Origin of the sequence: Bartonella sp. P0282, from assembly GCF_048452985.1 — a bacterium.
GTDB lineage: Bacteria > Pseudomonadota > Alphaproteobacteria > Rhizobiales > Rhizobiaceae > Bartonella > Bartonella choladocola.
The window spans coordinates 819,291-845,695 of the sequence record NZ_WTFO01000002.1; the positions used below are offsets into that span (position 1 = coordinate 819,291).

Sequence of the window (26,405 nt, forward strand, 5' to 3'; positions counted from 1 at the left end):
AAAAGATTCCGGTTGGTTAACGCGAACTCAACTTTTCAATTATTGACAAAAAAATGGCTTCGGCCTTCTCAAGCCGAAGCCATAAAATATCGGAGAAATAAATAAAGAGGTTACAACGCTTTGACAAAAGCCTTGAAGGCATCACCGCGAGCGCCGTAATTTTTGAACTGGTCATAGCTTGCACAAGCAGGCGAAAGCAGAATAGCCACTTCTTCAGCCTTGTCCGACCCCGCATCCTGATGGGCTTCCTGAACCGCTTTTTCCAGTGTTCCCGACATTGAAATCGGAAATGCGCCGTTAATGGTACGGGCAAAATCTTCCGCAGCATCACCGATGAGATAGGCTTTGCGGATTTTCGGGAAATAATCTTTCAAAGCGGTAATACCACCGGCTTTTGCAAGCCCGCCGATAATCCAGTAAATGTGATCAAAAGTGGCGAGTGCCGGTGCGCTAGCCTCGGCATTGGTTGCCTTGCTATCGTCTATATAAAGAGCATTGCCGATTTTTCTGACCTGCTGCATACGGTGCGGCAGCCCGACATAGGAAGCAAAAATCCGCTGCAATTCAACCGGTTTTATTTTCAGAATATCAAGGGTGGCGAGTGCCATCAAAGCATTCTGGGCATTATGACTGCCACGAAGCGAGTCTATTCCCGAAAGCGACAAACGTGCTTCCGGCTTGCCATTTTTCACACTGAAAAGCTCGTCTTTGACAGCATAATATCCGCTCTTTAAAACCTTGTCTTTTGATACCGGCAAAACATTATGATGGTCATGTGAAAGCTCTTCATAGATTTTTGTCGAATTTTCATCATCAACAGCAACGAGTGCAGTTTTTGCGCCACTTACCAACCGTTTCTTGATTTCGCAATAATGGGCAAATGTCCCGTGCCGGTCGATATGATCGGGCGAGATATTAAGAAGAATGCCGACAGTCGGGTTGATTGACGGAGTAAGATCAATCTGGAAAGACGAGCACTCGACGACGTAAAAGCGATTTTTTTCAAACGCTTCGAGTGACAAAATAGCAGTGCCGATATTGCCACCCATTTCCGACAATTTTCCGCTTTCGTTCAATAGGTGGTTGATGAGTGCGGTGGTGGTGGATTTGCCATTGGTGCCGGTAATTGCGATGAAAGGCATATCCGCATCGGAAAGATTATGCTGTTCGAGATAATTGTTACGCTCTCGAATGAACAGTTCGATGTCACCGATAATTTCGACACCGGCGGCTTTTGCCAGTTTGACTGTCCAGTGGGGTTCCGGATTGGTGAGCGGCACACCGGGGGCAAGAACGAGAGCCGAGATTTTTGACCAATCGACGTTATGAAGATCGCTCACCGGAATATTGTGGGCACGTGTTTTTTCAACAGTTTCCGCGTTGTCATCCCAAGCGAGAACCTCGGCACCACCGGCAAGAAGCGATTTTGCTGTTGCAACACCCGAACCGCCAAGGCCGAAGAGTGCAACTTTTTTATTCTTGAAAGAATTGACTATAATCATTTTTTTATCTCAGTTTGAGAGTTGAAAGACCGATCAGGGCAAGCACAATAGAAATAATCCAGAAGCGTATAACAACCTGACTTTCTGTCCAGCCTTTTTTCTCGAAATGATGATGAATTGGTGCCATGAGGAAAACGCGTTTGCCTGTCAATTTGAACCAGAAAACCTGAATAATGACGGAAAGCGCCTCCATGACGAATAGTCCGCCGATAACAGCAAGAACAATTTCATGTTTTGTTGCAACCGCAACTGCACCCAACATGCCGCCAAGTGCGAGCGAGCCGGTGTCACCCATAAAAATTGCAGCCGGCGGCGCATTAAACCACAAAAAGCCTAGTCCCGCTCCGACAACCGCGCCAAGAAGCACTGTCAGTTCACCTGAACCTGCGACATAGTGAATCTGGAGGTAATCGGCAAAATTGATATTACCCGATAAATAGGCAATGAGGGCAAATGATGATGCAGCCACCATGACGGGAACAATAGCGAGGCCGTCAAGACCATCGGTGAAGTTGACCGCGTTACCGGCTCCCACCATAACAAATGCCGCAAAGGGGATAAAAAACCAGCCAAGATTGAGCAAATAATCTTTCACAAAGGGAAGTGCGAGACCTGTTGATTCCGTATGCATAATGACGCCGGAGGCAACAATGGCAATGAGAAATTCCAGTGTCAGACGTGCCTTGCCGGAAAAGCCTTTTTCGCTTTGTTTGGTGACCTTGAGATAATCATCATAAAAGCCGATTGCACCGAAGGCCAACATCACAAGAAGGACAACCCAGAAATAGATATTGGAAAGATTGCACCATAAAAGTGCAGAAACGACCGTTCCGCTTAAAATCATCAACCCGCCCATTGTCGGCGTACCGGCTTTTTTGAAGTGGGTTTGCGGGCCATCGGCACGGATTGGCTGGCCTTTGCCCTGACGCACTTTCAACGAAGCAATAATGCTCGGTCCGAACAGAAAAACGATAAGTCCGGATGTGAGCAATGCCGCACCGGTGCGGAACGTAATATAGCGGAACACCCCGACACCAGGCAAAATATCGGTGAGTGATGAAAAATACATCAACATGGAAGCAAAGCCTTTTTATCTTTCAATCGACTGCCTTATAACGTTCAAGCAGAGCCGACACAACACGGGAAGAGCGGATGGAATTTGATGATTTGACCATAATGACATCGCCATCATGAATATCTTTCAAAACCAGTGGAATAATCTCTTCGACATTTTCTTTCAAATAGACTTTGAGCTTTTTTGAAAGCTCCTGTTTCAAAGGCTCGATTTCCCGACCGACGAGATAAACCGGATTTGCACCCGACGCTAAAACCGGTTCGGCAAGTTCGCGGTGAAGTTTTTCGCTATATTTGCCAAGTTCAAGCATATCTCCGAGCACCGCAATGCGCCGCCCGCGTGTTCCGGTTTGGGCTTGTTTCAACAGTTCGAGACTAGCGCGCATCGAAGCCGGATTGGCATTGTAGCTTTCATCAATCAGCGTAAATATACCACCTGAAGGCAGTTCCAGACGATAGCGTGCGCCGCGCCCGTTTTCGGCGCTAAATGTTGCCATTGCCATGACAATATGAGCCATATCGACACCGACAAAATCGCAAGCTCCGAGTACCGCAAGACAATCCTGTACAATATGGCGGCCGGGCGCACCAACTTTTACCATCGCTTCATTGTTGCCGATCTTCACGCTCATGCAGGAACAGTCGGCCAACATATGGAGTTTTTCCAAACGGTAATCGGCATCTTTTGCTTCGCCGAAACTCAATATATTTTCAATCCCGCATGCTTTCGCCTTGTCGCAAAGAAAACGGAAAAAATCGTCATCCGCATTGAGCAATGCCGCACCACCCTTGACAACGCCTTCAAAAATTTCGGCTTTGGCGGTAGCAATTTGTTCGATACTGGAAAAAAATCCCAAATGCACTGCTGCAACCTTGGTGATAATGGCAAGGTGAGGCTGTACCATTTTTACCAATGGGCGGATTTCACCTGGATGGTTCATGCCGATTTCAAATACACCATAATCGGTATCGGCCGGCATACGGGCAAGGGTTAACGGCACGCCCCACTGATTATTGAAAGATGCAGGATTGGCGTGAACTTTTCCTACAGCTCCAAGACAATGGCGAAGCGCTTCCTTGGTGGTGGTTTTTCCGACAGATCCCGTCACAGCAATGATTTTTGCGTTTGATCTTGCCCGTGCTGCTTGGCCAAGTTGATCGAGCGCTTCGAGCACGTCGTCCACTGCTATCATCGGTACGCCAAGTTTTTGGAGATCCGGTTTCCGGCCTTTTTCGATAATTAACAGGCCCGCGCCAGCCTCGGCAGCTTTTGCTGCAAAATCATGACCATCAAGTTTTTCGCCCTTGATACAGAAAAAGATTTCATTTGGTTTTACTGTGCGGCTATCAATTGACACACCCGATAATTCATCCGGCAGATTGCCGATCTCGTCGCCATGGAGTGCCTCTCTCACCTCGCCTTTAGTCCATAATGGCATCATTTGTGTTGTCCTTCCAAGGCCTCCGTTATTTCCTGATGGTCGGAAAAGGGATGAACTTCGGTTCCGATAATCTGCCCCTTTTCATGCCCTTTTCCGGCAACAACCAATGTATCGCCACTTTGAAGAAGGGAAATGGCATAACGGATAGCTTCGCGTCTATCCCCGATCTCTTTGGCGCCACTTGCAGCCGCCATAATTTCTTTGCGGATTTCGGCGGCATTTTCAGTGCGCGGATTGTCATCGGTGACGATAACAATGTCGGCATATTTGGTAGCAATTTTACCCATAATCGGGCGTTTACCCTTGTCGCGGTCGCCACCACAGCCAAAAACCACCACGACTTTTCCCGTGGTAAATGCTTTTACAGCGAGTAGAACCTGTTCCAGAGCTTCCGGTTTATGGGCATAATCGACATAGATTGCCGCTTTATCTTTTGTCGTTCCGACAAGTTCGAGACGCCCCGGTGCGCCTTGCAGCCGTTCAAGTGCACGGAAAACTGCCGCCGCAGAAACACCGGTTGCAAGGGCAAGTCCGGCCGCGACAAGTGCATTGGAAACCTGAAAGTCACCGGCAAGCGGCAAGGTGAATTCAAAAACCTCGCCATCGACGATGCAATCGACAAATTGGCGCGAGCGTTGGTGTTCGACATGACGTAACCTGATAAAATCGCCCTTGCGACCAACGGTTAGAACTTTGCGTTTAGCCCGTTTGACATGTTCGATTGCCGCTTCGGAAAATTTGTCATCGGCAAAAATGACGGCTGGCGCTTCTTTCGGCAGAAGTGTGTCGAATAGACGCATTTTAGCCCTGAAATAATCCTCTACTGTCGGGTGATAATCCATATGGTCACGCCCGAGATTGGTAAAGGCTGCGGCTTTCAATTTTACCCCGTCAAGCCGGCATTGGTCTATGCCATGGGAAGAAGCTTCCATAGCAACATGGGTCACACCTTCATCAACAAGTTCGGCCATTGTCTGTTGTAGTCTTACCGGATCGGGAGTGGTGAGCGAGCCATATTCATTTCTTGTTGGCGTAATAACACCGATTGTGCCGATGGTTGCTGCTGCAAAACCGGCATCTTTCCAGATCTGGCGTGTAAACGAAGCCACAGATGTTTTACCGCTTGTACCTGTAACAGCCACCACAGTGTCGGGTTGTTTACCAAAAAAACGTGCTGCTGCCATTGCCAATTCATGGCGTGCATCAACCACGCGTATGATCGGCACATTTTTTTCTGCAAGTTCAAAATCATGGTCTGTCAGGATTGCGACTGCACCGCGTTTTTCCGCATCCTTGGCATAAACGCCGCCATCGCCTTTATTGCCTTTGAGAGCGACAAAAAGAAAACCGGGTTGAACTTTTCTGGAATCGGCAGTAACGCCCTTGATTTCGATAGAGGGCACAATCGACTTTTGTTGAACGCCGCTTACGAGTTGATCGAGTTTCATGTTCTAACCCCTTTTGTTCTAATCATTAAACGACGTTTCAGGCAATTTCTGGTTACCGGAGGAGGCAAGAACAGGTGCATATTCTTCCCTGAAATCAGGTCTTACGCCCAAAAATGTAGCCGATCTGCGAATAATTTCAGCCACCATCGGAGCCGCGTTGAAACCGGCTGTTGCGCCGAACTTTCCTTCTTCCGCCTTGGGTTCGTCAATAATTGTCAAAACCACATATTGCGGATTATCAATCGGGAACGACGCAAGAAAGGCGTTAAACCGTTTATTTTTTGAATATTTGCCGTTTTCGACTTTTTCGGCAGTTCCGGTTTTGCCACCAACGCGATAACCTTCAACCTTGGCTCTGCGCCCCGAACCTATATCGCCATTCAATTTATAAAGATAACGCATATCCCGGCTTGTTTCGGGTGCAACCACCTGTTTGGAATGTTCTTGCGCCTCTTCGGCCGTGCGTTTCAAAAATGTCGGTTCGATAAGCCTGCCGCCGTTCATCAAAGCGCTGGCGCCAACTGCGGTTTGTAAAGGCGTTGTCATCATGCCATGGCCGAAAGCAATGGTCATGGAATTGACGGTTTTCCAGCGTCTTGGCTCCACCGGACGGGCGACTTCGGGAAGTTCCGTCGTCATACGGTCGAGAAGTCCCATTCTTTTCAAAAATTCGCGGTGCCCGTCAATGCCGATTGTCAGTGCTTCTTTTGCCGAACCGATATTGGAAGAAAAAATAAAAATTTCCCAAGCGGTTAGCGGGCGATATTTACCATGAAAATCACGAATGAAATGGCCGCGTCCGGCAGCCAGCGGCTTTGACGCGTCAATGACACTGTTCAACTGGAATTTTCCTGAATCAAGTGCCATTGCCGTAGTGAAACTTTTAATCGTCGAACCCATTTCAAATGTGCCGGCTGTCATCCGGTTAAGGCGATCTTTTTTAAGTGCATCAACCGGATTATTCGGATCAAAATCGGGCATGGAAGCCATGGCAAGCACTTCACCGGTGTGGATATTGATAACCACCGCACCGGCAGCAATGGCCTGATATCTTTGCATAGCGTCTGCCAACACATCACGCATGATGGCCTGAACACGTACGTCAATTGATAATTTTACCGGCTCAAGCGACGTTTCGTCGGCAAGACCGGCAGCACGCAAATCGCTTAAACCCGCACTGTCGATATATTTTTCCATTCCCGCCGTGCCCTGATTGTCGACATTGACCATGCCGAGAATATGGGAAGCTGTCGGCCCACCCGGATAAAAGCGGCGCACTTCGGTGCGGAAGCCGACACCGGGAATGCCAAGAGCCATAATCTGCTCTTTCTGGCTTGGTGTTAGCCCGCGCTGTATCCAGGCAAAACCGGTTTTCTTTTTGAGTTTTTTATAGGTTTCCTGCCAATCAAGATTGGGCAGAACCGTTGAAATCAATTCTATTGTTTCATCCACATCAATGATGCGGCGCGGTTCGGCAAAAAGTGAATAGGTTTTCAAATCGGTTGCAAGAAGCCGCCCGTTACGATCAAGAATATCGGGACGCGCGGCCGATTGCTCGACAGCGGGGCCGGATGCTTCTTCAATCTGCCCGCCTTCTATACCGAAATAGATAAGGCGGGCAAAAATGACCGCATAGACGCTCAGAAAACAGCTTATCACCACCATCAGACGGCGACGGGTTCTGCGCGAACGGTATTCGGCCTTTTGTAACTCTTCATAACGGTTGGGAGCGGCCTTCGGTTTACGCTTTAAAAACGGTATCAACTTCATGGCCGGACACTCCCTGTTGCGATATTATCGACATTGGCATTGCCGTTTCTGGCGAGCAGGGAATTCTTTTCTTCAAGTTCGTCGTCTTTAATCAGATTTTCAATCTGGTCCGGCAGCCGTTCCGGTATATCTTGCAATTTGATAATCTGGCGGGCATCTGTTACCTGCAATCCGAGTTGATCCTGATAACGGGTGACCAACACCTGCATACGTTCCGGCTCGATCATCATCGCCCATTCGGCATGGAGAAGATTGATGGTGTTTTTCTCTGCAACGATCTGTCTTTCGATACGCTGAACCTCGCCGATGCGCTTTTGTGCATCATATTTTACCTTATAGGTAATGCCGGCTGCACAAATCATAATCGCCACCAGAATCATATCAAATGTACGAAAAACTGTCATTTTCTAGTTCCGTTAAATCGAGCAAGTTCAGGAAGACCGAATATCGTTTTATCAAGAGGTGTTACGTCAGCTTCGGTGCGGATACCCAATCGCAAACGTGCCGAGCGTGAACGCGGGTTGAATTGCAATTCTTTTTCATCTGCCGTCACTCCGCCTTTGGCTACGAGCCTGAATATCGGTTTTTCTGTTTCCGCGACCGGTAAATAACGCGATTGCGCCGGTGCTTTTGAACGGAAAGCAAAAAACTTTTTGACTATACGGTCTTCAAGTGAATGGAACGTTACAACCCCAAGCCTTCCCCCCGGCTTCAATATGGTTTCGGCAGCTTCAAGTGCTTTGACCAGTTCCTGAAGCTCGTCATTGACATAGATGCGTAATGCCTGAAAAATTCTTGTTGCCGGATGAATGTGGTCGCCGGGTTTGCGCCCGACCAATGTTTCGACAGCGTCCGCAAGGTCGGAGGTTCGCAAAAACGGTTTTTTCTCGCGCCTTTCAACAATCATTCTGGCAATACGTGCTGCATGACGTTCTTCACCAAGAAGCCCGAAAATGCGGGTGAGATCATTCACCTTCATCCCGTTGACGACATCGGCCGCACTGAAACCTTTTTCCGACATACGCATATCAAGCGGCCCGTCTTTCTGGAAAGAAAAACCACGCTCTGCCTCGTCAATTTGCATGGATGAAACACCGATGTCGAGAATAACCCCGTCAACTTTATCTTCTGTCACGTGGCCGAGATTGGAAAATTCTGTATGAACGAGTTTCAATCGTGGACGATATTCTTCAACCAGAGTCTCACCGTCACGAATTGCTTCGGGGTCGCGATCAAGGGCAATGACATCGGCACCTTTATCAAGCAGCGCGCGTGAATAGCCGCCTGCGCCGAACGTACCGTCGATAATTGTTTTACCCGCGCAAGCATCCATTCCCGCAACAACAGGTGCGAGTAAAACAGGGATATGACGTTTAAAACCGGTATCCTTAACAGTTGGCATCGTTATCTTTTAACAGCACGTTTAAAAAATGTTGCACTTTGAATGCAGCAGAATGGATTGGCGCATCCTGACCTTTCAACCGGTCAGAATGCGTCAATCTTCTTTATCGCACAGTTATGCTTAACGAAGTGTTAGGATTGAACCCGTCATTCACGAAATTTCCGGTATCAAACCGAATGTCATGAAGAGTAGAACAAAATTCAGTATAAGAACCACTATTGCCGAAAGAATGGCAACAATCTGGGTAACAATTCCATTGGCAAATTGCCCCATAATGACCTTGCGGCCACTAAAATAGAGAAGCGCAATCATGGGGACAGGCAGCGAGATTGAAAGAATAACCTGACTGACAACCAGCGCTTCTGTCGAGTTGACACCAAGGGCCACAACGATAAAGGCCGGTATCATCGTAACGAGACGGCGAACCCAGATCGGTATATAGAAGCCGACGAACCCTTGCATCACCATTTGTCCTGCCATCGTGCCGACAACCGAACTTGAAATACCTGAAACAATCAGCGAAACAAGGAAAACACCCGCCGCACCGATGCCGAGAAGCGGTGTCAATGTGTGATAGGCCTGATCGATTTCGGCGATGTCGTTATGCGCACCATGAAAGGTACTTGCCGCCATAATAACCATGGCCATATTGACCATGCCCGCAATAGCAAGAGCAACAATAACCTCGCGGTTGGAATAGCGCACAAGCTGGCGACGATCCTTGTCACTCTGGACTTTGGCACGTGCCTGTGTCAGGCCGGAGTGGAGATAAAGCGCATGCGGCATAACGGTAGCACCAATAATGCCGACAGAAATCAACAAAGCGTTGGCATCCGGCATTTCCGGTGTGAAAAGATGCAAACCCGCAGCTTCCCAATCAACCGGTGCGATCACCATTTCAATCAGATAACAAATACCGATAATCGAAACCAGAATACCGATCAGAATTTCAGTCGGGCGGAAACCGCGGCTGTCAATCATCAGAAGCGCATAGGTAATGATTGCGGTGATAATCATACCGATAATAAGCGGCATATTGAACAGCAAGGCAAGACCGATAGCACCGCCGAGGAATTCGGCTAGGTCGGTTGCCATTGCAGCAATTTCACTGATAATCCACATAGCCACAACGACAGGCTTTGACAGATTGTCACGGCAGAGTTCTGCAAGGTTGCGGCCGGTTACAATGCCGACTTTTGCCGACAGTGCCTGAAACAGCATGGCAATAAGATTGGCGAGCAACACAACCCACAACAACGTATAACCGTATCCCGATCCGGCCTGAATATTGGTCGCGAAATTACCGGGATCCATATAGGCGATTGAGGCAATAACGGCAGGCCCAACCATGAGAAGAAATGTACGTCCGCCCTTTCGCTTGCCGGCAAGCATTGCAGAAATGCCTTCCGACGTCCGTTCGGTGAGCGAGGACTTACGGGAGAATTTATCATCTTGAAGAGACATGCAACAAAACTTTCTAATTGCGAATGCTTTGCATTAGCTCTAATCGATCTATCCCGTCAATCGGGGTTATATAAAAATATTTGTGAATTCTAAAAAGGTAAATAGCACAAAAGGAAAATGTCAGTTGGTCTATAAGCCGGGTTCTGTATGGCGAAATTTGATTAAAAATTCCGCGTGGCAGCCATTCATCTGGTACGGATGTTACCACCCGTCTCGTGCAACCTACCCGAATGACAGGCCCGGAAATCGGCTGCGAGCAAAGCTTGCGTGTCATTCCTATTCGGTCTTGCTCCCGGTGGGGTTTACCTTGCCACATCCATTACTGGATGCGCGGTGGGCTCTTACCCCGCCTTTTCACCCTTACCTGATTGAACAGGCGGTATATTTCTGTGGCACTTTCCCTGAGGTTACCCTCGCCGGACGTTATCCGGCACCGTTATTCCATGGAGCCCGGACTTTCCTCACCTTTCACCTTTCGGTATTGAGAAGGCGCGGCTGCCCGACCAACTGACCGGCTCTTTATAAAACAAAATCGGGCTACTGCAAACCGATAAAACCGGAACAATAGTCGCAATCATATCCTGCCTTTGGTTGAACAACCGCCCGTCATTCAAGGCCGAATATCAAAAGCTTCTTTATCGGAGACTTAAAATCGATTCGCGAATAATCGGGTGGAAATGTCCCCCTTCATCATCTGCTCGCCCACATGGCCATATAGGCGATGAAGCCGAACTGGCAGCGAGAGCATATCCGGAAACTTATAGCGCTTCCCTTTTAAAAAAAGCCGATATTTTTCAGGATAGAATCCCCGATAACAGAGTTGAAATAAAATAATCCGGCTCGCCCTGAATACTAGAATCCCCCCACCCGAAAATAAAACAATTCTCCCGATAAAATTCCCCGAAACAATTTCAATCTGTTCATAATCGTTTCTGAAATTTTCCGGATGCACAGGGTTTTAATTCAAAAATCTGTTTTTGCGCTATTGCCTGTTATTCAATGTTCCAAGCATTTTCTCATTGATCGTTATGATACAAGCGATCATTATCCGGTTCAAAAACATAAATTATGCAAGGCTTTTCAACGTACCAAGCAGACGATGAAGCGTGTCGATCGTCGAAACATCTGCAACACCGTCAACTTTTTCAGGTCTGAAATGGCGCTGGAAAGCTTGTGTGACCAATCGCGTACGTTCATCGAAAGATCCGGTTATTTCGATACCGTAGCCATAAAGAGCCAACATGGATTGAAACGCTTCGACCGGACGGCCGCTTTCGCCGATATTCATAAAACGCCCGCCGGCAATTGGTGCAGGACGCACGAAATGGCCGACACCGGCTTTAAAAAGCGTCTCCCACGGAAATTTTTCACCCGGATCGGTTTTGCGATGCGGTGCAATATCGGAATGGGCAAGCACATTCCTCGGTTCAATCGAATATCTTGAAATGATGGATTGGCACAGTTTAATGACCGATATGATCTGCTTTTCCGGATAATCGGGAAAGTTCAACAAAGGCCCGCCATTGACGATTTCAATGCCGATCGAGTTTGAATTAACATCTGTGATACCGCGCCAGAAACTTTCACCGGCATGCCATGCGCGAAAAGCTTCTTGAACCAGTTGAACGACTTTTCCATCTTCTTCCACAACATAATGGGCTGAAACCTTCGCCTCTGGCGAACATAAAAGTTGTTCGGCGCTTTCGGCATTTTCCATGCCCGTATAGTGAAGAACGAGAAATTGCGGTTTTGCGCCGTCTTTACGTTCTTCAAAATTAGGCGAAGGGCGGACAACCGCCTCCGGATAATCAGCTTTGAACTGTTGCATTGTCATGCCGTAACAAACTCCTCACGCACGATAGCCCATGCGTTATTAATAGCAGCCAGACGCTCATTGGCAATTGCCATAAATTCCTTTGGCAATCCTCGTGCTATGACCCTATCGGGGTGATGCTCGCGCACCAATTGATGATAACGTTTGCGCGCATCTTCAAAACTTATGCCCTTGTTCAACCCCAATACCAGCCACGGGTCGTTATCTCCCGTTTCGGCATGGCGGGCACTGATTGCTTTGAAACGTTCACGCGAAAAGCCGAAAATATCGGAAACATTGCGCAGAAAGTCCAATTCATCCTGATGAATCACTCCATCGGACTTCGCGATATAGAAAAGCCCTTCCAGCACATCTTCCAGCAATTGTCCCTGACAGTCGGATTCGTGACAAAGCCGAAACAGGTGGCGAGCGTAAACATCAAAACCGGCAATATCCTGTTTGGCGAGATTATAAAGGCGTTCGACATTGTGGAACTCGTGGTCGGGCACCGAAAAGATTTCATAAAATGCTTTGACCTCCGCATCGCTTACAACGCCATCGGCTTTTGCCATTTTTGCCGATAAAGCAATCATGGCAACAGAAAAGGCAACTTGTCTGCGTGTTTCCGGATCACCTTCAAAAATGGTGCGCACACGTTCGACAATGGCGTTCAATACGTCGCCAGCAACATTGCTGATAAGCTCTCCGATGCGTGTCCATAATGAAGGCATTCTATTTTTCCGATATATTAAAAGCCCGCTTTGTCTCGTGTTCTTGTGCCGCAACGGGATTTCTTGGCTCCCGCCCGATAGTCAACCATTGAACCTGTTTAAATGCAATTGATTTTGCCGCTATTTATCACCATCGACAGTCGAAGGACGGTTCATTGCCTGACGGGCAACCTCGCCCGCATCACGTGCAAATTTTTCTGCCTGTTCTTCACTTTGCCCGCTTTTCAAGGCAGCCGCCTTTGCATCTTCCATCAATTTATTAATGACATCGCGTTTTTGCGCCTCTGTCATATCCGATGGTGTAAGTGGTACTTTTGGCAAACTTATGGCTGCACCTTCGGGAAGTGCTTTTTCTCCATTCGATTGACTCTTACCATTCATAAAATAGGAATAAGTCCACCAAAGTCCTGCAATGACGAGAAGGAGGACGATAAAAAGAACGATGATACGGCGCCAACGAAGTTTCTTCATATTTTTTCCAAAAGTTTTTATTTATATGCCATTCTTTTACTATTTTTAGCAATGGTGAACTGTGATTTGAGAGCCTTATAGGGGTGGAATTGTTGTTTAAAAATAATTTTCGGAAAATTGCGCACAGGATTTCGGCAGCTATTGCATCGGCTCTTTTGCTTACAAGCTGCACATCCGTGTCCTATGACCTTGGCGATATTGTGCCGCCATCCGGCACAACGCCGAAAGGGCCGATCAACGCGCCCCGCTTCGATGATCGCAAGCCCCATGATTGGGCTGCGCTTACGCCATGGCATTACCCCATTCACGGAACCGATGTCTCGAAATATCAACAGGCGGTTGATTGGGCGGCGGTCAAACATAGCGGCATTTCATTTGCTTTTATCAAAGCGACAGAAGGTGGTGACCGCGTCGATGACAATTTCATCCACAACTGGGATGGTACAAAGGAAGTGGATATGCCGCGGGGAGCCTACCATTTCTTCTATTATTGCCGCCCCGCTTCCGAACAGGCGAAATGGTATATCAGAAATGTGCCGAAGGACCCGACTGCTCTACCGCCGGTTCTTGATATGGAATGGAACGATTCTTCGCCAACTTGCAAAATCCGACCACCGGCAGACACTGTTCGCAGTGAAATGAAGGTCTTCCTGTCCATTGTTGAAAAATATTATGGCAAGAAGCCCATCGTCTACACCACAGTCGATTTCTTCGACCGCAACGGTTTGTCACAAATAAAAGGTTATTCGTTCTGGCTGAGGTCGGTCGCCGGACATCCGCAAGAAAAATATGGCCCCCACCCGTGGACATTCTGGCAATATACAGGAACCGGACGTGTGCCGGGTATCAAAGGCGATGCCGACATCAACGTTTTTTACGGCAGTCGTGATGAATGGCAAAAATTTGTTTCGGGAAAATAAAAAACCGTGTCAATCAACAATGAATATAGCTTTACATAAGCTTCAGCTAGGAGCAGACCTTTATTTCTGATAATAAATGGTTCAAAACATTTCAAACATCACAATATGCAGGACATGAGGACAAATGTTCAAGACAAGACAGGCTATTCTGGCAGCTTCAACATTTTTGTTTGCGACAGTTTTCTGCCCGCTGTCACAAGCTCAGCAACCTGATGCACAATCACAAACCAACGATACCGCACAAACCGAAGATGCCGCACCAACCGAAGATGTCGCAACCAAGGCTGCACGGGAAGCCTGTGGTACGCCGATTGAAACGTTCAGGCAGAATGTGGCCGACGAAGCGCGTAAAGCGGGTGTGAGCGAGCACGCTATCGACGAACTGAAAAAAGCAACAATCGACCAGAAAGTAATCGACCGTGATAATGGTCAGGCTATTTTCAATCTGACATTTGCGGAATTTTCAAAACGCGTCATCCCGGAAGCGCGCTTGAAAAAAGGCAAGGAAAACTTGCAAAAATATGCCGATGTTTTTGCAAAGGCGGAAGAAAAATACGGTGTTCCGGGACCGGTTATTGCAGCTTTTTGGGGGCTGGAGACCGATTATGGTGCGGTGCAAGGAAATTTCGATACTTTGAACGCCCTTTTTACTCTTTCTCATGATTGCCGACGGCCGGAACTCTTCCGTCCGCAATTGATTGCGCTCTTGAAACTCTTCGATCAGGGTGTGGTCAATGCCGAAACAACCGGCGCATGGGCCGGAGAAATCGGACAAATGCAACTTTTGCCGAAGGATTATCTTGAACGCGGCGTCGATGGTGATGGTGACGGTAAAATCGACCTTAAAGGTTCTGTTGCCGATGCTGTCATGACGGCTGCCCATATGCTAAGCGATCTCGGATGGCGGCGCGGTGAACCATGGCTTGAAGAAGTGCGCCTCACCCGCGATGATTTGCCATGGCAGGAAGCCATCAGGCAAAATCGCAAACCCCATTCGCAATGGACAAGTTGGGGCGTTACCGGTCTTGACGGGCCTTTAGGCCCCGACAATGGCGATGCATCCCTGATGTTGCCAATGGGCCGAAAGGGACCTGCATTTCTGGCCTATGATAATTTCGATATTTTTGTCGAATGGAACAAGTCAATTGTCTATGCAACAACCGTTGCCTATTTCGCTTCACGCCTCGCCGGTGCTCCCGCTTTCGACATCGGCCATCCCGATCCGGGGTTGAACACCGAAGAAATGAAGCAATTACAACAAAAGCTTGCAGACCGCGGTTATGATATGGGCAAGGTCGACGGGGTTTATGGTATATTGACACGCGACGCTGTGCGAACGGAACAGCTCCGTTTGGGACTACCTGCCGATTCATGGCCGACAAAAGAATTGCTTGACCGGCTTTGAATAAAACTGCCGATAGAGTTTCAAAACTGCGCAAAATTTATCAAACAAGCGGGTGAAAGCCCGCTTGTTTTTTACACTTTCTCCGGTTAACAGACTTTCTCCGGTTAACAGACGTTCTCCGGTTAACAGACTTTCTCCGGTTATTTTTAATTTGTTTCACCCGCCCGAACATTGCGCCTTTTCTTCAGGGCTTTCGAGACATCAGGGGTTCCGGGACATCAAGGGTTTCGAGACATCAGGGGTTTCGAGCCATCAGATTTTCCGATTGGTAATTATTTTTATTTCGGCAAACTATTTTTGCCTAAACCCGCAATTTTGTTCCGCGCTTTCAGAGCAAGTTTTGCTTTTTTTGAATTGGACTGGCAATAACCCGCCCCTGATGACTGGCGGTAACCCGCTCCCGATACACTGGCAATAACCCGCCCCTGATTTTTCGCTTTTTGCCCGACCTTTATAAAGTCGCTTGTTTTCAAAGCTAGCTGGCGCAAGTGCGACCGACATATCGGTGGAAATTCCACCAAAGGGGAACTGACGGAAGGTGACAACCCAAGACATTGTCGCTATCCCCCCGCTCCACAACCGGAACAGCGTTTCACTATGAATAATTTTAGAGCTGTCTTCAGGAGCTGCTCCAAACAATGTTTCATAGTACGGAAATAAAGGGGCAAAGAACTTTTGGAAAATTATAATGGCAGTTCAACAAAGCAAAAAACGGGATGGATTATGAATTTCACGGCATATCAATATCTGTGTAAATTTCACGAACACTTCAACCGGCAATCGACGCGGAACAAATCCCCAAAAATAAAAACCCGACCGGAGCAAAGCTCCAGTCGGGCTTCAACCAAGGGAAATCCGTTGCGGGGGGTCTCGGTCTCCCTGGTTGTTAACCGATTTGTTATGCTTTTTGAAAAGCACATCATTGATATGGACGAGAATGGATTTGATAGCAATAAAAAGCTTTAAAACGACAATCAAAAAATAGATTATTTTGCTATTTTTTTTAACAAAATGATAAAACAATGTCTAAATTGTCTTAAAATGAAGCAATTTTAATCTATTTTCAGTTGATTTGTAGAAAATTACACCCTTAACATTATCGTGCCCCCACAGCATGTTCAAACGACGTCGGCTGTCATCTCTTTTTAAAATCGGAGCGATTTCGTTTTTGTGAAGCGAAATGCGTCTGTGGCAATTGTCGCAATCGGGAATGAACGCTTGCATCAATAGAAAATTCAAAATTGCTCCAAACTGGAATCGGTAAAACCAAACCCGAACGAACAAAATAGTGGCGGGCATCGTTCCTGAACGACAGCGCGTAACGAACAATAGGAACGCCACTAAAATAAATATTTATAGTTCCGGTCGGCTATAAATGTGACAAGAGCCAATATGCGCGCCTGTCAATCGGGCACACATATTGAAAACCGGAAATTTGCGGCGGCAAAAGCTTAAAAAGCCCTTTGCTTTTCAATAACCGCCGCCACATGACCTTGGCAACTATCGGTTCTGTTTATCATACTGGCAACTATCGGTTCTGTTTATCTGAACAGCCCTTTTAAGAGACTGAAAAATCCGATTTGACCACCATTATTTATTATTTGCGGTCTGCTGTTTTGGCCGGATGCCGATAAGATAGCAAATAGCATAAACAAGGTCTGCACGATTGAGCGTGTAGAAGTGGAAATCTTCCACGCCATGTTCTACAAGCTCAAGAACCTGTTCGGCAGCAACGGCTGCTGCAACAAGATCATGCGTTTTCTGGTCGTTTTCCAGCCCTTCAAAACGTTGTGCCAGCCAATCGGGAATATGCGTTCCATTGCGTGCGCAGAAATTTTTAACCTGCCAGAAATTATGGATTGGCAAAATACCCGGCAAAATAGGAATATAGATACCGGCTTTACGTACTTTTTCTATATAATCTTCATAAAAATGGTTATCAAAAAAGCATTGGGTAATGGCTTTTGTCGCACCATTATCAATTTTGCGTTTAAGCAGATCAATATCGGTTGCAAAATCCGGACTTTCGGGATGTTTTTCCGGATAAGCGGAAACTGTAATTTCAAAATCCGGATTAATTGCTTTCAAACCGGCGACGAGTTCAACGGCATTGGCATAGCCCCCCGGAGTCGGGTGATAGCGCCCGCCTATGCCATTGCTCGGATCACCGCGCAAAGCAACAAAATGGCGAATGCCCATCGCAGCAAATTGGCGCGCTACGCTGTCAACTTCCTCGCGCGTTGCGTCAACACAGGTTAGATGCGCTGCCGCATTGAGATGCGTTTCTTTGATAATACGTTCAACGGTGCGGCCGGTTCTCTCACGTGTGGAACCACCTGCCCCGTAAGTGACCGAAACAAAATCCGGCTTTAACGGAGCAAGCCGTTCCACCGTTTGCCATAGCATTTCTTCCATTTTTTCCGTTTTTGGCGGGAAAAACTCGAATGAAACCTTTAGCTTGTCGCCTAAATCGGGGCGGCGGGAAAGTGAAGGGGCAGGCATTATGCGGTCTCCGTTACAAGTGTTTTTTGTCGGGCAATCAATAAACGCGGGTCACGTGCAAGCCACAGCTTCAACGTAAGCCCTTTGGTGTTGCCATTTTGTTGTGGTTGAAAACTCAAGGTTTTTTCCAGTGTCAAACCGGCTTTTTCCAGCCAGTATTCCATTTGGGAATCGGAAAAGCCCAAACGTACATGGGCATATTTTTCGCGCAAGAAATCAAGTTCATGCGGCGCGTAGTCGACAATAATGAGCCTTGCACCGGGGCGCATAACGCGCGCAGCTTCAAAAATTGCAATTTCGGGATCTGACAGAAAATGCAGAACCTGATAGATGGTGACGAGATTGAATGTTTCTTTTTCAACCGGCAAGGCGGCCACATCGCCTAACCTGACCTGCGCATTTGAAATACCCGCTTTATCAAGATTGACACGCGCAACCGCCAACATATCGCGGTTGTTATCAATGCCGATTGCGCGGGTATAAAGGGGGGAAAAGAGCTTTAATAGCGAGCCTGTGCCGGTGCCGATGTCAAGCATGGATTGGAATGGCGTTGTGCCGACAAGCTCAACCATTGTCTGTTCAACCGTGTTATCGGGAACATGAAGCAAACGGAGTTTATCCCAATCATGCGCATTCTTGGAAAAATAGGCAGCAGCAGCGCGGCTGCGTTGCTGCTTCACTTCATCAAGGCGCGTCATGTCGCGTTCGATAAGACCGTCTTTTGTGTCGATATGTGCGAGTATTGTTTTCAACATTTGTTGACGTAACGAGCATGAAGACAAAGAAAAATATGCCCATGCCCCTTCCTGATAACGCTCGATCAAACGGGCTTCGGTCAAAAGCCGCAAATGCCTTGAAACACGTGGCTGGGATTGTCCCAAAATTTTTGTGAGATCGGAAACAGTCAAATCCCCCTTATCCAACAAAAACAGTATCCGTAACCGCGTCGTCTCGGCAACAGCTTTCAATACGTCTACCATTTCGTTCAATGCCAATTGGCGAACCATGACTATTTCTCCGGTTTTATGGATATAAAGATATCTTTATATATTTTGCAAATGTCAAGCGGAGAGATTGGTTATGCCCACAATCACCGATCATGATTTTTTCCGGAAGATAAAATTTTACACGCGTATGAACAGTTTTGGTGTCACAGCAATTGCTGCAAGTTTCATTCGTCCCGCTTATTTCGATCATTTTGCGGGCTTGCCGTTGTCCGACTGTTCTAAAACAGAAAATCATTCTTCGTCTTGAAAACAAGTCATCATTGCGGGAATTTTGCCGCTTACTCGTCCTGAACAGTCAGGCTTTATCAAGTCTAGCAAATATTTATCATGCCTTTAATGTCTATTTCTGCCGGTTTTTCCGGATAAACGGCCATTACGCCTGTTTGCGAATAATTTGTGTTTGAACGCTACCCCTCTGAAATATTGGCAAGAGCGGTCAAAAATATGGTCATATAAAAGGATAAAAATTGGCGGCGATTTTCGCTTCACCCGTTATTTTTACATTTGCCCTATCATTTGATCTTGCCCCGATATTTGATAAAATGAAAAAGCAGTTACCGCGCCTTATACCACATAACCGGTTCCGCACTTTTGTAATTGCTAAAAAAGGCGACATGCAAAGATCAAGTGAACGAATTGCGGCACTCTTTACTTTAACAATTTTTGCATTTTGACATATCGAACTATATCTGAAAAAGCTCGAAAACCCGTTTAACAATGAAGCAAGACAAATTTTTTGTTTCCCATGATTTTCTGTTACCCATGATTTTCTGTTACCCATGACTACGAAAAGACAACGCGCTGTTTTAAAGGAACTGACACTGCTTATCCCGCAAGCTCCCTATTCTGATAGCGAGCCGATCAGATCTGCTGCTTTAAGCGCGCATATGAAACATCTTCCCCCTTCAATTGCGGTCTGGCTGTCGATTGTCGCCTATATCCGCCACACATATACGAATTATGATGAATTGCGTGATGAAGGTTATGATAAGGATTCAGCTCGTTTTTTTGTAATAGACGACATTAACGAAAAACTCACCGAATGGCGTGCAACGCGTTTTGTGACCTATGAAGATCACGACTAAAATCTTGCCGGACAAGTTCTTTATATCCACGCGTTAGCCCCGAAGAAAGTGATGACTGGCAATGGGGTTGATTGGCGATTAGGGCGATTGGCAAGGGGGCAATTTGTGATCGGAACGATTGGGGATTGGGCTGATTGGCAAAAGTGTGATTGGGAATGTTTTGGGAATGTTGATCGGAGGGCTTAAATGGTGAAGGCGACACTCTGGAACTGTTTTCTGCCAAAGCCGGTCAAACGTTCAATATGAAATCTTTTTTATTTCGTTCTTTTTCAATATTGCAGAAATATGCGGAAAAAATTCAACCCGAAGGGCGACAGACGCAATCTCGAAAGGCGATAGACGCAATAGAAACCAACACAATTCAAAAAAAGGCGCATAAAAGGGCGCATAAAAAGGCACAAAAAAAGGGCGAAAACCCGCCCTTCTTTTTAATTTGTCTACAGCAACTATCAGCGCACGATGACTTTCGAGCCGACCTGCACGCGTTCAAAAAGATCAACCACATCTTTGTTCAACATGCGAATGCAACCGGCTGATACATTTTTGCCAATGCTCGACGGTTGTGTCGTTCCATGAATACGGAAATATGTGTCGACATTGCCCTGGAAGAGATAAAGTGCACGAGCGCCGAGCGGGTTACTCAATCCGCCGGGCACACCGTCTGCGAAGCGCTTATACTGCTGGGGCTTGCGTTGCACCATATCGGCAGTCGGAATCCATCTTGGCCATTTGCGTTTGAATTGTACTTTTGCTTCCCCCTGAAAACCGAGACCGGCAGCACCCACACCTACTCCGTAACGAATTGCCTGACCGTCACCGGTTATGAGGTAAAGATAGTGGTTTTCCGGTTCGACAATAATCGTTCCGGGAATTTCATTTGTCGGATAAGGAACAACCGTGCGTTCAAATTGTTCGGGGATTTTTATTTTTACAGGCGGAATTTTGAACGGTTCGTCGGGAGATTGCTCATAACGGTCATAAACCGATTGCGTACCGAGCAATGTTGATGTCACAACCGGTTTTGCCGGTGCCACCTTTACATTGTCGTTTGATACAACAGTAGGAGCAGGCGTGGTCGCACATCCCACAAGTCCGAACCCCAGAACACCAAGAGCTGTTGCAAGCCCTAATTTTTGCTGCCAAAAATATTTCATTTTCCGTCTAAAAGCCTCTTGATCGCGACACGTTATATCGCTCGTCATTTCTCGTATAACGTGGTTAATGGATGGTTAATAAGATGGAAAGTATTTTTAGGTTCGGCTTAGCGGGTTTAAAGCTTTTAGCCTCTGTTCCAGGATTTTTTTTGAGCGAAAAGACAATTATGCAACAGTAAAGCACCATCCGTCATATGCGTTGCCATTGAATATTAAAAAATCGTCATAGCTTTCAAGAGAATCAATCTGATCCGGTTACAAATAAAGAAATTTCATTACAACAATCCGGCTATTGAATTGTTCTGTTGTTTGCGGAATGTTTTTTTAAAAAAGCTTTTTAACCGGATAAAACAATTGCCAAAAACAAACCCTGAATGACTGTCGACTGCTTATGCCAGCCAATATTTTCCACGGGCTTAAAAAGTAACAACAACCGCCTTTGTCATAGTTCAGAAAGAATAAATCCGCCCGTTTACAGTAAAAATAGAAAGAGCCATGAACAATCATGGCTCTTTTCATTTTGCAAATTTTATTCGTGGCAATAGCAATCCATTATTTTACCAGCACCATAAACAGGCGCGGAAAACGCAACAAAACCTTGCCGTCATACTGGGTTGGATAGAGTTTTGTAATGCGCTCAAGATAAAGCGCAAGATATTGTTGCTTTTCTTCCTCGTTAAGTGGCGCAAGAAATGGCCGCAGGGCTGCCCCTTTCACCCAGTCAACAATGGCTTCATGATTTTCCATGACGGGATTATAAATTGTCTGCCAAATATCAATATAGTGGACGAGCGGCTTCAGAGCATCATAATAGACCGAGACATTCGGTAGTTTTTCTCGCGCTACAGAGCCGATACGGTCATTCCAGCGTTTATCTTCTGCAACATGAATCATCGCACGATGGAGCGGTTCAAACAGGTTATCCGGCATTTGTACGGCCAAAGCCGCACCGGTTTTCATGGCAGACACCAATCGTTTCATCTCGTCAATATGGTCGGGTAACCACTGGAATACGGCATTGGAAAATAACAAATCGACATCGGGTTCCGGCGACCATTTTTCAATGTTTTGAACTGTAAATTCTATTTTCGGCAAGCGCTTTTTGGCATTGGCGATCATGTCGGCAGAAGAGTCAAACCCCGAAACCTTGGCGTTAGGCCAATGTTGGCACAAAACTTCGGTCGATGTGCCAGGACCGCAACCGAGATCGACAATGGTTTTGACCTCTTTCAGAGGAACTGCATTAGCGAGGTCATGTACCGGCCTCAAACGTTCGTCCTCGAATTTCAAATATTGTTTTGCTGACCAATCTTGCATAAATTTTCTCCATTGTCTCATCGGGCAATGAAGTAAGTTTACCACTTTTTGGGTTCAAGACATCCACAAAGTCAAATTTTTTCCGGCAGAAAGTCGAATTTTTCTCGCGATTTTAAAAATTCTTCGGAGCGGCCTTTCCATTTTCCGATCGCTGCGAACCGGATCAATAGTGTAGCTGCCGAACGAATATATATTAAAGGTGCGCATTATTGCTGGAATATAAATCATATTCCTGATTGTTCCGGACAAGCTTTACAAAACACCCGATTGTTCCGAACAATCCTTGGAAACCAATTGTCAAACCGCTTTTGTCATCCACTTCTTCCTGCCCCGTCTTTTTCGGCGAGTTTAATGTCAATATTGCCTGCCGGACTCCATGCTCGCGCAAAATGATATATTTCAGGATTGGAATAAAAATGAATATTCCAAATTAAAAGGCGGGTTTTTCGCCCCGCCTTTCCTGACAATTTCCGTTCACAATCCTGTTGAGGAATAATTCTTGAAACAGAACCGGATGATTGTGTCTAACGGTTCGACTATCGTGTCAAACGTTTATAGGTTACCCGTTTCGGGTTGACGGATTCCGGCCCTAAACGGCGTATTTTATCGGCCTCGTATTCTTCAAAATTGCCCTCGAACCATTCCACATGACTGTCGCCCTCGAAAGCCAGCATATGGGTTGCCAGACGATCAAGGAACATACGATCGTGACTGATAACAACAGCGCAACCGGCAAAGTTTTCGAGCGCCTCTTCAAGCGCTGCCAGCGTTTCTGTATCAAGATCGTTGGTCGGCTCGTCGAGCAGCAACACATTGCCGCCTTCTTTCAGAAGTTTGGCAAGATGAACGCGGTTTCTCTGCCCGCCTGAAAGGTTACCGACCTTTTGCTGCTGGTCGCCCCCCTTGAAGTTGAATGCACCACAATAGGCACGGCTATTCATTTCATATTTGCCGAGCTTTATAATATCATTTCCGCCGGAGATTTCTTCCCAAACCGTTTTATCAGGATCAAGTGCATCGCGACTTTGATCGACATAGCTCATTTTGACAGTATCCCCGATGCGGATTGTTCCTGCATCCGGCTTTTCCTGCCCCGTCAACATTTTGAACAAAGTTGTTTTACCCGCACCATTGGGGCCGATAACACCGACAATTCCGCCGGCCGGCAATTTGAAGGAAAGATCGTCGATCAATACATGGTCGCCAAATCCTTTGGTTAAATGTTCGACTTCAATGACAACCTGCCCCAGTCTTTCACCCACCGGTATGATGATTTGTGCTTCACCGGGACGACGATCATTGGCAGCCTTGACCAATTCGTCATAGGCTTTGATACGGGCTTTCGATTTTGCCTGACGGGCTTTCGGACTTGAGGCAATCCACTCCTGTTCACGTGTCAGGGCTTTCTGTCTTGCAGCCTCTTCCCGTCCCTCCTGTGCCAGACGTTTGGCCTTGGCTTCGAGATAGGCAGAATAATTGCCCTCGTAAGGTATGCCATGCCCGCGATCGAGTTCCAGAATCCAGCCGGTGACATGGTCAAGGAAATAGCGATCGTGGGTGATAATCAGAACAGCACCCGGATATTCGCGCAAATGCTTTTCAAGCCAGGCAGTCGTTTCGGCATCAAGGTGGTTTGTCGGCTCGTCAAGCAGTAACAAATCGGGTTGCTGGAGCAACAATTTGCATAAAGCGACGCGGCGTTTTTCACCGCCTGAAAGTTTGGAAACATCCGCATCAGCCGGCGGGCAACGTAACGCATCCATTGCCATATCCACTTGTGAGTCAAGATCCCAGAGATTCTGGCTGTCAATGACATCCTGCAATTTTGCGCCTTCTTCGGCCGTCTCGTCCGAATAATTCATCATCAATTCGTTATACCGGTCGAGAATTGCCTTTTTTTCGGCAACACCTTCCATAACATTGCCGCGTACATCCTTTGTCAGGTCGAGAGCGGGTTCCTGCGGCAAATATCCGCAAGTTGCCCCTTCTGCCAGCCAGGCTTCACCGGTAAACTCTTTGTCGAGACCGGCCATAATGCGCAAAATAGTCGATTTGCCCGCGCCATTCGGCCCCAAAATACCTATTTTTGCGTCCGGATAAAAAGACAAATTGATATTGTGCAAAATCTTTTTATTACCATAGGATTTGCTAAGTCCCGCCATATGATAGATAAATTGCCGAGCCATATATGTTTTTCCATTCCTTGATTGACGCGTTCAAAGCTGCCTTTATACAAACGATCTTTTCGCTCGCATTTTTAATGAAAACACGTTTTGAAACCACATTGTTTCTGGTCTTTTAACTGAAACGGGCACAATCGGCAATCTTTGAGAAGAGCAAAACAATTCCAAAATGATCTTGCCGAAATAACCTTTCAAAGAAGATGGGCAAATAGCGCTCCCTTAACACCACTCCGATCACATATATCCGGCATAATCGATAAAGGTGCAGCATGTTTATCGACCCGATTAAAGGCCTTATCAGTGATATAATTGTTAAAAGAGCGGATTCTGTTTCCAAAAGGCCGAATTCTGCAAAAACCGAATTATAGCCAGTTGCTGACATGAAACAGTGCACACTCTGCTTTCTTCAAACCACTTGATTATTGTGCATAAAAGCGGTTTTTAAGGCTTGTCCAGCGAGAACAATGTCGTATTAACCCCCTTTAACCGCTTGCTTCAGTTTCTTTCGTTTTTTCAAGCGATCGTGTTATATGTTCTTTTATTGAAACAAAATATAAATATGACATTTGCGCGAATTGCATAAAATGGTTGGGCAGGTTTTGACGAGCGAACAATCAACTGGTGTCACAAGACCTATCATTTTCGACCGGAATGGAAACACTTCTGTTCCCGCCGAAAGCAATGCTCTCCTCGTGCCCGACAGCCTCTATGAACTGCCTGTTTCCTTTACCAGAATGAAAACAATATGTTACCGCATCACCGGACATACAATTGTCGAAAATCCCGCACCTCGAAATGCCATTGTCCTTTATGCGCCTTTTCCATTGGGACTTTGGGCAGTTCATGCTTTGGCCGATGGACATTTTGCCAAATTGATTCTGGATAAGCGCGAGCAATATCGTAACTGGCACAACCGGCTTTCTCGTATATGGTTGAAAAATGAAAAACGGCGCATGGGGTCTGATGTCTATAGTCCCATGATGATGCGAAGACTGCGCGAATCTTTATCGGTGGCTGATTATTTCCCACTCAATATAGGTGATTGGATTTATTTTTCAGAAAAATTACAACAACAATCAGGTCAATTATCGCAAGCTATACTCTGGCTCGATAAAAAGACAAGTTATCAAGATGTTTTGTCTTTTTCATGCTTGACAGAGGTATCAAAATAGCAAAAAAATTTCTTGATGATTTTAAATGTTCGCATCTTTTTGTGCCGATATAGCCGGTCAAAGGAACGTTTATTTTTAATCGGGAGACTTTTATGCGTTTTGCTCAGACACTATTTCTTTTAGCTTTTTTACCTGCATCTGCTTTTTCACAAGAAACCAATATCGAATGTAAGGACCTTGCCGGAGTTGGTCGTTCTGTCATGATGGTTCGTCAAAGCGGCGTACCTATTGAAAAAACAACCAGCCTTATTTTAAACGGGCTAAAAGAAAAGTCACCCGAAGACCAGAAAATACTTGATCCGGTATATAAAAAAATCGTCGAACTCGCTTATAAGGAGAATCAGTTTTCGACCAATAGCGAGCGGATTGAAATTACAAACAAATTTGCCAGACAAATTTTCGAGCGCTGCGCCAGACGCCTGCCGAAAAGCTAGAATATTCAGGCCTTGATTTAATAATCATCATCCGGCTCCGGCAAAGCGTGTAGCTATAGAAAAAAGCGCATTGACAGATGAATGGGTTAACTTTTCGCTGGTAAAGCCT

At 46.5% G+C, this 26,405-nt stretch carries 21 protein-coding genes and 1 other RNA gene; 5 read left to right on the forward strand and 17 right to left on the reverse strand.

Annotated features, from left to right (window positions below; all coding sequences use genetic code 11):
- Positions 1 to 110 precede the first annotated feature (110 nt).
- The 12 genes from murD to GQS64_RS08975 form a co-directional block, all read right to left on the reverse strand.
- A complete protein-coding gene (murD, locus tag GQS64_RS08920; protein ID WP_198231310.1) occupies positions 111 to 1,502 on the reverse strand; it encodes a UDP-N-acetylmuramoyl-L-alanine--D-glutamate ligase in 1,392 nt (463 codons plus the stop codon).
- Between the two features lie 4 nt (positions 1,503 to 1,506).
- Positions 1,507 to 2,577, reverse strand: a complete 1,071-nt coding sequence (mraY, locus tag GQS64_RS08925; RefSeq protein WP_077992771.1) for a phospho-N-acetylmuramoyl-pentapeptide-transferase — start codon at positions 2,575 to 2,577, stop codon at positions 1,507 to 1,509.
- A gap of 22 nt (positions 2,578 to 2,599) precedes the next feature.
- The gene (locus GQS64_RS08930) at positions 2,600 to 4,018 is read right to left on the reverse strand and encodes a UDP-N-acetylmuramoylalanyl-D-glutamyl-2,6-diaminopimelate--D-alanyl-D-alanine ligase (RefSeq protein ID WP_198231311.1); all 1,419 of its coding nucleotides are present in this window, start codon (positions 4,016 to 4,018) and stop codon (positions 2,600 to 2,602) included.
- Positions 4,015 to 5,466 carry a UDP-N-acetylmuramoyl-L-alanyl-D-glutamate--2,6-diaminopimelate ligase gene (locus GQS64_RS08935; RefSeq protein ID WP_198231312.1) on the reverse strand — a complete coding sequence of 484 codons (1,452 nt, stop codon included), beginning with the start codon at positions 5,464 to 5,466 and terminating at the stop codon, positions 4,015 to 4,017. The genes GQS64_RS08930 and GQS64_RS08935 overlap by 4 nt, the downstream gene beginning before the upstream one ends.
- A gap of 18 nt (positions 5,467 to 5,484) precedes the next feature.
- Positions 5,485 to 7,236 (reverse strand): peptidoglycan D,D-transpeptidase FtsI family protein, encoded by a 1,752-nt coding sequence (locus GQS64_RS08940; RefSeq protein WP_077992778.1) that lies wholly within the window; start codon positions 7,234 to 7,236, stop codon positions 5,485 to 5,487.
- The gene (gene ftsL, locus GQS64_RS08945; protein WP_077992782.1) at positions 7,233 to 7,640 is read right to left on the reverse strand and encodes a cell division protein FtsL; all 408 of its coding nucleotides are present in this window, start codon (positions 7,638 to 7,640) and stop codon (positions 7,233 to 7,235) included. Before ftsL ends, GQS64_RS08940 begins: the two co-directional genes overlap by 4 nt.
- The gene (gene rsmH / locus GQS64_RS08950) at positions 7,637 to 8,638 is read right to left on the reverse strand and encodes a 16S rRNA (cytosine(1402)-N(4))-methyltransferase RsmH (protein ID WP_198231313.1); all 1,002 of its coding nucleotides are present in this window, start codon (positions 8,636 to 8,638) and stop codon (positions 7,637 to 7,639) included. Before rsmH ends, ftsL begins: the two co-directional genes overlap by 4 nt.
- 150 nt (positions 8,639 to 8,788) lie before the next feature.
- The gene (locus GQS64_RS08955) at positions 8,789 to 10,102 is read right to left on the reverse strand and encodes an Nramp family divalent metal transporter (RefSeq protein WP_077992787.1); all 1,314 of its coding nucleotides are present in this window, start codon (positions 10,100 to 10,102) and stop codon (positions 8,789 to 8,791) included.
- Positions 10,103 to 10,218: 116 nt separating this feature from the next.
- An RNA gene (gene rnpB / locus GQS64_RS08960) (RNase P RNA component class A) lies at positions 10,219 to 10,613 on the reverse strand.
- Between the two features lie 555 nt (positions 10,614 to 11,168).
- On the reverse strand, positions 11,169 to 11,930 hold the full coding sequence (locus GQS64_RS08965) for an N-acetylmuramoyl-L-alanine amidase (RefSeq protein ID WP_198231359.1): 762 nt from the start codon (positions 11,928 to 11,930) through the stop codon (positions 11,169 to 11,171).
- 2 nt (positions 11,931 to 11,932) lie between these two features.
- Positions 11,933 to 12,646 carry a J domain-containing protein gene (locus tag GQS64_RS08970; protein WP_198231314.1) on the reverse strand — a complete coding sequence of 238 codons (714 nt, stop codon included), beginning with the start codon at positions 12,644 to 12,646 and terminating at the stop codon, positions 11,933 to 11,935.
- A gap of 120 nt (positions 12,647 to 12,766) precedes the next feature.
- On the reverse strand, positions 12,767 to 13,117 hold the full coding sequence (locus GQS64_RS08975; protein WP_077992794.1) for a hypothetical protein: 351 nt from the start codon (positions 13,115 to 13,117) through the stop codon (positions 12,767 to 12,769).
- 116 nt (positions 13,118 to 13,233) lie between these two features.
- Between GQS64_RS08975 and GQS64_RS08980 the strand changes: the two genes are divergently transcribed.
- Positions 13,234 to 14,037, forward strand: coding sequence for a GH25 family lysozyme (locus tag GQS64_RS08980; protein ID WP_198231360.1), 804 nt, complete (start codon positions 13,234 to 13,236; stop codon positions 14,035 to 14,037).
- Positions 14,038 to 14,161: 124 nt separating this feature from the next.
- A complete protein-coding gene (locus GQS64_RS08985) occupies positions 14,162 to 15,442 on the forward strand; it encodes a lytic murein transglycosylase (RefSeq protein WP_198231315.1) in 1,281 nt (426 codons plus the stop codon).
- 1,590 nt (positions 15,443 to 17,032) lie between these two features.
- On the opposite strand, the gene metF is transcribed toward GQS64_RS08985, so the two are convergent.
- Positions 17,033 to 17,944, reverse strand: coding sequence for a methylenetetrahydrofolate reductase [NAD(P)H] (gene metF / locus GQS64_RS08990; RefSeq protein ID WP_077992804.1), 912 nt, complete (start codon positions 17,942 to 17,944; stop codon positions 17,033 to 17,035).
- Entirely contained in the window at positions 17,944 to 18,951 is a 1,008-nt protein-coding gene (locus GQS64_RS08995; protein WP_225868093.1) for an ArsR/SmtB family transcription factor, read from the reverse strand. The genes metF and GQS64_RS08995 overlap by 1 nt, the downstream gene beginning before the upstream one ends.
- 779 nt (positions 18,952 to 19,730) lie before the next feature.
- Between GQS64_RS08995 and GQS64_RS09000 the strand changes: the two genes are divergently transcribed.
- Entirely contained in the window at positions 19,731 to 20,036 is a 306-nt protein-coding gene (locus tag GQS64_RS09000) for a DUF2293 domain-containing protein (RefSeq protein WP_198231316.1), read from the forward strand.
- 449 nt (positions 20,037 to 20,485) lie between these two features.
- Here GQS64_RS09000 and GQS64_RS09005 read toward each other — a convergent pair whose 3' ends face one another.
- The 3 genes from GQS64_RS09005 to ettA form a co-directional block, all read right to left on the reverse strand.
- Positions 20,486 to 21,190, reverse strand: coding sequence for a L,D-transpeptidase (locus GQS64_RS09005; RefSeq protein WP_198231317.1), 705 nt, complete (start codon positions 21,188 to 21,190; stop codon positions 20,486 to 20,488).
- A gap of 552 nt (positions 21,191 to 21,742) precedes the next feature.
- Positions 21,743 to 22,507 (reverse strand): trans-aconitate 2-methyltransferase, encoded by a 765-nt coding sequence (tam, locus tag GQS64_RS09010; protein ID WP_077992819.1) that lies wholly within the window; start codon positions 22,505 to 22,507, stop codon positions 21,743 to 21,745.
- A gap of 536 nt (positions 22,508 to 23,043) precedes the next feature.
- Positions 23,044 to 24,693, reverse strand: coding sequence for an energy-dependent translational throttle protein EttA (gene ettA / locus GQS64_RS09015; RefSeq protein WP_198231318.1), 1,650 nt, complete (start codon positions 24,691 to 24,693; stop codon positions 23,044 to 23,046).
- Positions 24,694 to 25,274: 581 nt separating this feature from the next.
- Here ettA and GQS64_RS09020 point away from each other — a divergent pair.
- Together GQS64_RS09020 and GQS64_RS09025 are read left to right on the forward strand one after the other, a co-directional pair.
- Positions 25,275 to 25,862 (forward strand): hypothetical protein, encoded by a 588-nt coding sequence (locus tag GQS64_RS09020; protein WP_198231319.1) that lies wholly within the window; start codon positions 25,275 to 25,277, stop codon positions 25,860 to 25,862.
- Between the two features lie 92 nt (positions 25,863 to 25,954).
- Positions 25,955 to 26,296 carry a hypothetical protein gene (locus GQS64_RS09025; RefSeq protein WP_077992824.1) on the forward strand — a complete coding sequence of 114 codons (342 nt, stop codon included), beginning with the start codon at positions 25,955 to 25,957 and terminating at the stop codon, positions 26,294 to 26,296.
- Positions 26,297 to 26,405: the final 109 nt, after the last annotated feature.

Coding starts and splice junctions, on each gene's coding strand:
- murD (WP_198231310.1), bottom strand. CDS start 1,502: ATGATTATAGTCAATTCTTTCAAGAATAAAAAAGTTGCACTCTTCGGC.
- mraY (WP_077992771.1), bottom strand. CDS start 2,577: ATGTTGATGTATTTTTCATCACTCACCGATATTTTGCCTGGTGTCGGG.
- GQS64_RS08930 (WP_198231311.1), bottom strand. CDS start 4,018: ATGATGCCATTATGGACTAAAGGCGAGGTGAGAGAGGCACTCCATGGC.
- GQS64_RS08935 (WP_198231312.1), bottom strand. CDS start 5,466: ATGAAACTCGATCAACTCGTAAGCGGCGTTCAACAAAAGTCGATTGTG.
- GQS64_RS08940 (WP_077992778.1), bottom strand. CDS start 7,236: ATGAAGTTGATACCGTTTTTAAAGCGTAAACCGAAGGCCGCTCCCAAC.
- ftsL (WP_077992782.1), bottom strand. CDS start 7,640: ATGACAGTTTTTCGTACATTTGATATGATTCTGGTGGCGATTATGATT.
- rsmH (WP_198231313.1), bottom strand. CDS start 8,638: ATGCCAACTGTTAAGGATACCGGTTTTAAACGTCATATCCCTGTTTTA.
- GQS64_RS08955 (WP_077992787.1), bottom strand. CDS start 10,102: ATGTCTCTTCAAGATGATAAATTCTCCCGTAAGTCCTCGCTCACCGAA.
- GQS64_RS08965 (WP_198231359.1), bottom strand. CDS start 11,930: ATGCAACAGTTCAAAGCTGATTATCCGGAGGCGGTTGTCCGCCCTTCG.
- GQS64_RS08970 (WP_198231314.1), bottom strand. CDS start 12,646: ATGCCTTCATTATGGACACGCATCGGAGAGCTTATCAGCAATGTTGCT.
- GQS64_RS08975 (WP_077992794.1), bottom strand. CDS start 13,117: ATGAAGAAACTTCGTTGGCGCCGTATCATCGTTCTTTTTATCGTCCTC.
- GQS64_RS08985 (WP_198231315.1), top strand. CDS start 14,162: ATGTTCAAGACAAGACAGGCTATTCTGGCAGCTTCAACATTTTTGTTT.
- metF (WP_077992804.1), bottom strand. CDS start 17,944: ATGCCTGCCCCTTCACTTTCCCGCCGCCCCGATTTAGGCGACAAGCTA.
- GQS64_RS08995 (WP_225868093.1), bottom strand. CDS start 18,951: ATGGTTCGCCAATTGGCATTGAACGAAATGGTAGACGTATTGAAAGCT.
- GQS64_RS09000 (WP_198231316.1), top strand. CDS start 19,731: ATGACTACGAAAAGACAACGCGCTGTTTTAAAGGAACTGACACTGCTT.
- GQS64_RS09005 (WP_198231317.1), bottom strand. CDS start 21,190: ATGAAATATTTTTGGCAGCAAAAATTAGGGCTTGCAACAGCTCTTGGT.
- tam (WP_077992819.1), bottom strand. CDS start 22,507: ATGCAAGATTGGTCAGCAAAACAATATTTGAAATTCGAGGACGAACGT.
- ettA (WP_198231318.1), bottom strand. CDS start 24,693: ATGGCTCGGCAATTTATCTATCATATGGCGGGACTTAGCAAATCCTAT.
- GQS64_RS09020 (WP_198231319.1), top strand. CDS start 25,275: ATGGTTGGGCAGGTTTTGACGAGCGAACAATCAACTGGTGTCACAAGA.
- GQS64_RS09025 (WP_077992824.1), top strand. CDS start 25,955: ATGCGTTTTGCTCAGACACTATTTCTTTTAGCTTTTTTACCTGCATCT.